We start from the raw sequence: 6415 nt of genomic DNA, 5'->3' as shown, positions 1-6415 counted from the left end.
AAGCCTGCCCCGGCCCGGCGTTATCGCTTTTGCCAATGGAACAACCATTGGCTTCAAGCGATGCCTTGCTCTGAGGCAGGCTTGAAGCCCTGAGCATCACCTATATTGGTGCCGGGTTAATAAAGATGCAGACGATTTGCGGTAGCAGCTGGTTCGCCGGCTGTCTGCTGAGATACACGGGTTAACCATGCCGATCATATTGCTGGTGGAAGATGAAGGGCCGATTCGCGACATGCTGCGTTTTGCCCTGTCACGTGCCGGCATGGAAATGCTGGACGTGGAAACCGTGAAACAGGCAAAGGAACTGCTCGCGGTCCGCCGACCGGATCTGATCCTGCTGGACTGGATGCTGCCGGATGAAAACGGCCTGGCGTTGCTGCGCAGGCTGCGCAAGAAAAAGGATCTGCGTGATATTCCGGTGATCATGCTCACCGCCAGGGCAGGCGAGGAAGACAAGATAAAAGGACTGGAAGTCGGGGCGGATGATTACATCACCAAGCCCTTTTCACCACCTGAACTCATTGCGCGCATCAGGGCTGTCCTGCGCCGCGCCACGGGTGCCGATACGGATGGAAACCTGAAGCTGGGAAAGCTGAATCTCAATCCGGATACCCGCCGGGTGTTCTGTGGCGGGGCCGAGATCAGCCTGGGACCGACAGAATACCGGCTGCTGGAATTTCTCCTGTCTCACGCAGAACGGGTCTACAGCCGTGGACAACTGCTCGACTATGTCTGGCCGGATTCGGGTGAACGGGAGGAACGTACGGTGGATGTGAGTATTCGCCGCCTGCGCAAACTGCTGGCGCCTCACGGTTGTGACGGACTGGTCAGGACCGTGCGCGGGGCAGGTTACAGCCTGTCCGCCAAGGGCGTGGGCGATGCATGAGAATTTCAACCAGGAACTGAGCCGCCTGCTGGTCATCGGCCTGGTGGTGGTGCTGTTCGGTACCCTCAGCGGTGTCTGGTCCCTGCCCATTTTCATCGGTCTGGGCGGCTACATCATCTGGCACCTGCGCCAGCTCTATATCATGGAGGAATGGCTGCACGGTATCGTGCGGGACGAATCCCATCTCGGCAGCATCTGGAGCTATATCGTCGCTCACATGAAAAAGGCGCGCAGCCGCGCCCGCCAGCGCAAGAAACGCCTCAGCCGCTTGCTGCACCGCTTTTACGACACCCTCGAAGCCATGCCTGATGCCGCCATCGTGCTGCAGGACGACCTGCGGGTACAATGGTTCAATTCTGCGGCCCATGAACTGCTGGGCATTCCCCTGACCGCCCGCAAGCACAATCGCCGTGTGTCCCGTCTCGTCCGCAACGATGATTTCAGGTGCTGGATTCAGGAGGGTGATTTTTCCCAGCCGCTGGAGATGATATCACCTGCCAGTCCGGCACGGGTGCTGCAGATCCGCATCGTGGAATTCGGTGAGGATCAACACCTGCTGCTGGCTCATGATATTACTGAACTGAAGCGCGTCGAAGCTGTACGCCGTGATTTCATTGCCGATGTCTCCCATGAGTTGCGTACCCCGTTGACCGTTGTTGCCGGCTATCTGGAGATGCTCGCGGAAGAGCCCGAGCTGCCCGAGGATATCCACGAAGCCCTCATCGCTTCCCGCCGCCAGGCGGAAAGGATGCAGTCCATCGTGGCGGACCTGCTGATGCTGTCCCGGCTGGAACTGGAAGAAGATGAGCCTCAGGTTGGGGAATCCGTGAAAGTCCCCCGTTTGCTGGAGGGGCTGGTGGAAGATGCCCGCCGCTTGAGTGATGGAGGCGGTCATCTTATTCAGTTGCATGCTGACGAAAAACTGGGGCTGATGGGCAGCGAAAGTGAACTGGGCAGTGCATTCGGTAATCTGATCTTCAATGCCGTGCAGCATACGCCCTGGGGAACGCCCATCGACATCTACTGGGGCAGGGAAGGCAGTGGCGCCCGCTTGGTAGTGGCTGATCAGGGACCGGGCATCGCCCCTGAACATCTGCAGCGGCTGACCGAACGGTTTTACCGGGTGGACAAGAGCCGCTCCCGTGAAAGTGGTGGCACTGGCCTGGGGCTGTCTATCGTCCGGCATGTGCTCAAACGTCACGAGGCGACCATTGAAATCGAAAGCACGCCGGGAGAGGGCAGCCGCTTTGTATGTTTGTTTCCTGCCGGCCGGGTGGTTAAACTGTCCGTCTGATTTGGAATTCAGCAGGACGACGACATGCCCATAGATACCCAGGCCTTTGGCGGCTATCCTTTTACCCGTATGCGGTGCATGCGCCGGGATGATTTCTCCCGCCGGCTGATGCGTGAAACCGTGCTTACCCCCGACGATCTGATCTATCCGGTTTTCGTTCTCGAAGGCGAGGGCAATCGCGAACCCGTGGCTTCCATGCCCGGCGTGGAGCGCATGAGCATCGACCTTCTGGTCAAAGAGGCCAGGGAAATCGCCGGCCTGGGCGTGCCTGCCATGGCCCTGTTCCCCGTCACGCCGCCTTCTGCCAAAAGCGAACTGGCGGAAGAAGCCTATAACCCGGACGGACTGGCACAGCGCGCGGTAATGGCAGTCAAAGATGCGGTACCTGAACTCGGGGTGATCACAGATGTGGCCCTGGATCCTTTTACAACCCATGGCCAGGACGGGCTTATCGACGAGAGTGGCTATGTGCTCAATGACGAGACCGTGGAAGTGCTGGTCAGACAGGCACTTTCCCATGCCCGTGCCGGCGCCGATGTGGTGGCGCCGTCAGACATGATGGACGGCCGGATTGGTGATATCCGTGATGTGCTGGAATCGGAAGGCTTTGTTCATACCCGTATTCTGGCGTATTCGGCCAAGTATGCCTCCAGTTACTACGGGCCGTTTCGTGATGCGGTGGGCTCGGCGGCCAACCTGGGCAAGGGCAACAAGAACACCTATCAGCAGGACCCGGCCAACAGTGATGAAGCGCTGCGCGAAGTGGCTCTGGATCTCCAGGAAGGCGCTGACATGGTGATGGTCAAGCCGGGCATGCCTTATCTGGACATTGTACGCCGCGTAAAGGATCAGTTCGGGGTGCCGACCTTCGTTTATCAGGTCAGCGGGGAATACGCCATGCACATGGCTGCCGTGCAGAACGGCTGGCTGGATGAGCGGGCCGTCGTGACTGAATCTTTGATCTGCATCAAAAGATCCGGTGCAGACGGTGTGCTGACCTATTTTGCGAAACGGGTTGCCCAGTGGCTGAACGAGGTTTGAGGGATGCCTCTTTTGCAGTCGTGTCTTTCGTATAAGCAGTTGATAATTATTCATTAGTGGAGGCCTTACTCAAGGAGTAAGGGCACCCGGATATTTTCAAGGCTTGACTTATGTCAATATATTAACAGTTGCTGATAGACTCCTCTTATTTTAGCCACTAATGTTTTGATTTCCCTTTTGGGTTGGCAATTCATTAGCATCCCTGTCAGTCTCCCACAATGCGTTTTCGCAGTTTCGGCGCAAAGTGGGTTTTTCATAACAACTGATACAAATGAGGATCGCTATGACGACAGGCCTGATATTTGCGCTAATTTGTGCGCTGGTAGCCATTGGCTATGGCGTGGTATCCATGAAATGGATACTCGCCAAACCGACGGGTAACGAACGAATGAACGAGATTGCTGCTGCCATACAGGCAGGTGCGTCAGCGTATCTCAACCGCCAATACACAACGATTGGACTTGTGGGGGTCGTGTTGCTGGTGCTCATCGGCATCTTTTTGAGCTGGAGCACGGCTGCCGGTTTTGCTATCGGCGCCATTTTCTCCGGCTTGGCGGGCTATATCGGCATGAACATTTCGGTTCGCGCCAACGTGCGTACCGCAGAGGCTGCCAATGAAGGTCTGAATGCGGCCATGCAGATTGCCTTCCGTGGCGGCGCCATCACCGGCATGCTGGTTGTTGGCCTGGGTTTGCTGGGCGTAGCCGGTTTCTACGGCATCCTGCTGATGATGGGTGTGGAAGATCCCATTCATCCCCTGGTTGGTCTGGCTTTCGGTGGTTCCCTGATCTCTATCTTTGCCCGTCTGGGCGGTGGCATCTTCACGAAAGGTGCGGATGTGGGCGCTGACATCGTGGGCAAGGTTGAAGCCGGTATTCCTGAGGATGATCCCCGCAACCCGGCTGTTATTGCCGACAACGTGGGTGACAATGTGGGTGACTGTGCCGGTATGGCGGCTGACCTGTTCGAGACTTACGCGGTAACCGTGGTCGCCACCATGCTGGTCGGTTCCCTTATGGTGCAGGGCGCGGGCTACAATGCTGTTCTTTATCCCCTGATCCTGGGCGGCATCTCTATTATCGCTTCTGTTGTGGGCACCTTTTTTGTGAAGGCGCGTGAAGGCGGCAAGATCATGAATGCCCTGTATCGTGGTCTGGGTGTGGCAGGCGCCATTTCAGCCATCGCGTTCTATCCCGTAACCACAATGATGTTCCCTGAAGGCATGACCGTGGGGGGTGAGCCTGTTACTGCAATGAACCTGTATCTGGCTGCACTCATCGGCCTGGTGCTGACGGCACTGATGGTGGTTATCACTGAATATTACACGGCCACCGAATTCAGCCCTGTACGTCATATCGCCGAGGCTTCCACTACCGGTGACGGCACAAATGTCATCGCCGGACTGGGTGTCTCCATGAAGTCCACGGCCGCTCCCGTACTCTCTATATGCGCTGCCATCTGGGGTGCTTACGAGCTGGGTGGTCTGTATGGCATCGCTATCGCGGCAACCTCCATGCTGTCCATGACCGGCATCATCGTGGCGCTGGATGCTTACGGTCCTATCACCGATAACGCCGGTGGCATCGCCGAAATGGCGGAGCTGGACGAAAAGATCCGCAACATCACCGATCCTCTGGACGCGGTAGGCAATACCACCAAGGCGGTCACCAAGGGCTATGCGATCGGATCTGCCGGTCTCGCAGCACTGGTGCTGTTCGCCGATTACACGCACACCCTGGAGTCAGCGGGCCTGACCGGGCTAACCTTCGACCTGTCCGATCACATGGTTATCATCGGCCTGTTCATCGGCGGTCTGGTGCCTTACCTGTTTGGCTCCATGGCAATGGAAGCGGTGGGGCGTGCTGCTGGTGGCATCGTCAACGAAGTGCGCCGTCAGTTCAAGGAAATGCCCGGCATCATGGATCACACCCAGAAGCCGGACTATTCCCGTGCTGTGGACATGCTGACCAAGGCTGCCATCAAGGAAATGGTCATTCCCTCCCTGCTGCCTATCCTGGTTCCTGTTCTGGTAGGCCTGCTGCTGGGTCCCAAAGCGCTCGGTGGCGTGCTGCTGGGAACGATCGTTACCGGCCTGTTCGTGGCTATCTCCATGACCACCGGCGGTGGTGCCTGGGACAATGCCAAGAAGTACATCGAAGACGGTAACTTCGGTGGCAAAGGCTCCGATGCCCACAAGGCAGCGGTAACCGGTGACACCGTAGGTGACCCGTACAAGGACACTGCCGGTCCCGCCATCAACCCGCTGATCAAGATCATCAACATCGTCGCCTTGATGCTGGTGCCCTTGCTGGTTGGTTAAACTGCAGTCTGTCTAGTCTGAGAGAACCCCGCTTCGGCGGGGTTTTTTATCTCCAGGGATGGAGTGTATGCCGCAAGGAGCCAGGGATGGCGATGCGGCGTAAGTACAGGCACTGGCAACCGCATCCTGCGTTGCCAGCATTCCCTGCATCCCTAGAGGTCATGCGCAGGAGCGTCGAGTGTGCAGAGAGGGGTGATATGTCGCTAAAAGCCGGGGATGGCGGTGCCGGTCTGCGCTCATGTGCATCCGGTCTCGACCCTCTTTCTGTTCTCCAAGGTATAATCCAAGGCGTTTTCTTCCAACCGGATAGATGTATGAGCGAACTCGAATCCTTGAATATTCCCGCGTGGGGGTCTGAAGAAGCGTTGCGCAAGGAGGAACACGTGGCGCGGTTCTTGGAGCGTGAATACAAAGCTGCTGCAAACAAACCCATCAGCTTGGAAGAATTGGGCATTTCGGCTGCAAAGGGACCCATGTGGGAAGAAACAGAAGAATTGATCGAGACGCATTACGATGAGCAGATCGAGTTTTTTAATAGCTTTCTTGATTCAAGCTACCGTGCATATTCGATGGCATACTTTGGGGACGACAGAGATGAGGTGATGAATAGTGCTCTTTCATTGGAAGAGGCACAGACAAAGAAATTCCAGCTGATTTGTGATCGTATCGGGATTCAAGGGGATGAAAAGATACTGAATATCGGTTGTGGATTTGGTTCGTTTGAACGCTATATTCTTCAACGTTTCCCACATGTTCATGGTAAGCGCCAAACAATCAGCCCTATTGCATTTTTTTGACAGGCGTGTTCCAGGGTAGCAGGGCTTCAATGTCCTCAACCGTCCTGGCATTGCCGATGTGCTGCAGCACATGGTGG

General features: G+C 56.6%; 5 protein-coding genes. All 5 read left to right on the top strand.

Going from position 1 to position 6415, the window contains the following annotated elements:
* The first annotated feature begins 187 nt into the window (after nucleotides 1-187).
* The 5 genes from phoB (at nucleotide 188) to ACOCD2_RS10300 (ending at nucleotide 6338) form a co-directional block, all read left to right on the top strand.
* A complete protein-coding gene (gene phoB, locus ACOCD2_RS10320; RefSeq protein WP_293646810.1) occupies nucleotides 188-886 on the top strand; it encodes a phosphate regulon transcriptional regulator PhoB in 699 nt (232 codons plus the stop codon).
* Nucleotides 879-2180 carry a phosphate regulon sensor histidine kinase PhoR gene (phoR, locus tag ACOCD2_RS10315; protein ID WP_293646811.1) on the top strand — a complete coding sequence of 434 codons (1302 nt, stop codon included), beginning with the start codon at nucleotides 879-881 and terminating at the stop codon, nucleotides 2178-2180. Before phoB ends, phoR begins: the two co-directional genes overlap by 8 nt.
* A gap of 24 nt (nucleotides 2181-2204) precedes the next feature.
* Nucleotides 2205-3221 carry a porphobilinogen synthase gene (hemB, locus tag ACOCD2_RS10310; protein ID WP_293646812.1) on the top strand — a complete coding sequence of 339 codons (1017 nt, stop codon included), beginning with the start codon at nucleotides 2205-2207 and terminating at the stop codon, nucleotides 3219-3221.
* A gap of 283 nt (nucleotides 3222-3504) precedes the next feature.
* The gene (locus ACOCD2_RS10305) at nucleotides 3505-5541 is read left to right on the top strand and encodes a sodium-translocating pyrophosphatase (protein ID WP_293646813.1); all 2037 of its coding nucleotides are present in this window, start codon (nucleotides 3505-3507) and stop codon (nucleotides 5539-5541) included.
* Nucleotides 5542-5855: 314 nt separating this feature from the next.
* Entirely contained in the window at nucleotides 5856-6338 is a 483-nt protein-coding gene (locus tag ACOCD2_RS10300) for an SAM-dependent methyltransferase (RefSeq protein WP_293646814.1), read from the top strand.
* Nucleotides 6339-6415 lie beyond the last annotated feature (77 nt).

The organism is Thiolapillus sp. (assembly GCF_048562965.1).
GTDB lineage: Bacteria > Pseudomonadota > Gammaproteobacteria > Chromatiales > Chromatiaceae > Thiolapillus > Thiolapillus brandeum_A.
The sequence above is the reverse complement of the archived record's forward strand: the minus strand, read 5'-3'. Positions and strand labels throughout refer to the sequence as shown.

Coding starts and splice junctions, on each gene's coding strand:
- phoB (WP_293646810.1), top strand. CDS start 188: ATGCCGATCATATTGCTGGTGGAAGATGAAGGGCCGATTCGCGACATG.
- ACOCD2_RS10305 (WP_293646813.1), top strand. CDS start 3,505: ATGACGACAGGCCTGATATTTGCGCTAATTTGTGCGCTGGTAGCCATT.
- ACOCD2_RS10300 (WP_293646814.1), top strand. CDS start 5,856: ATGAGCGAACTCGAATCCTTGAATATTCCCGCGTGGGGGTCTGAAGAA.
- hemB (WP_293646812.1), top strand. CDS start 2,205: ATGCCCATAGATACCCAGGCCTTTGGCGGCTATCCTTTTACCCGTATG.
- phoR (WP_293646811.1), top strand. CDS start 879: ATGCATGAGAATTTCAACCAGGAACTGAGCCGCCTGCTGGTCATCGGC.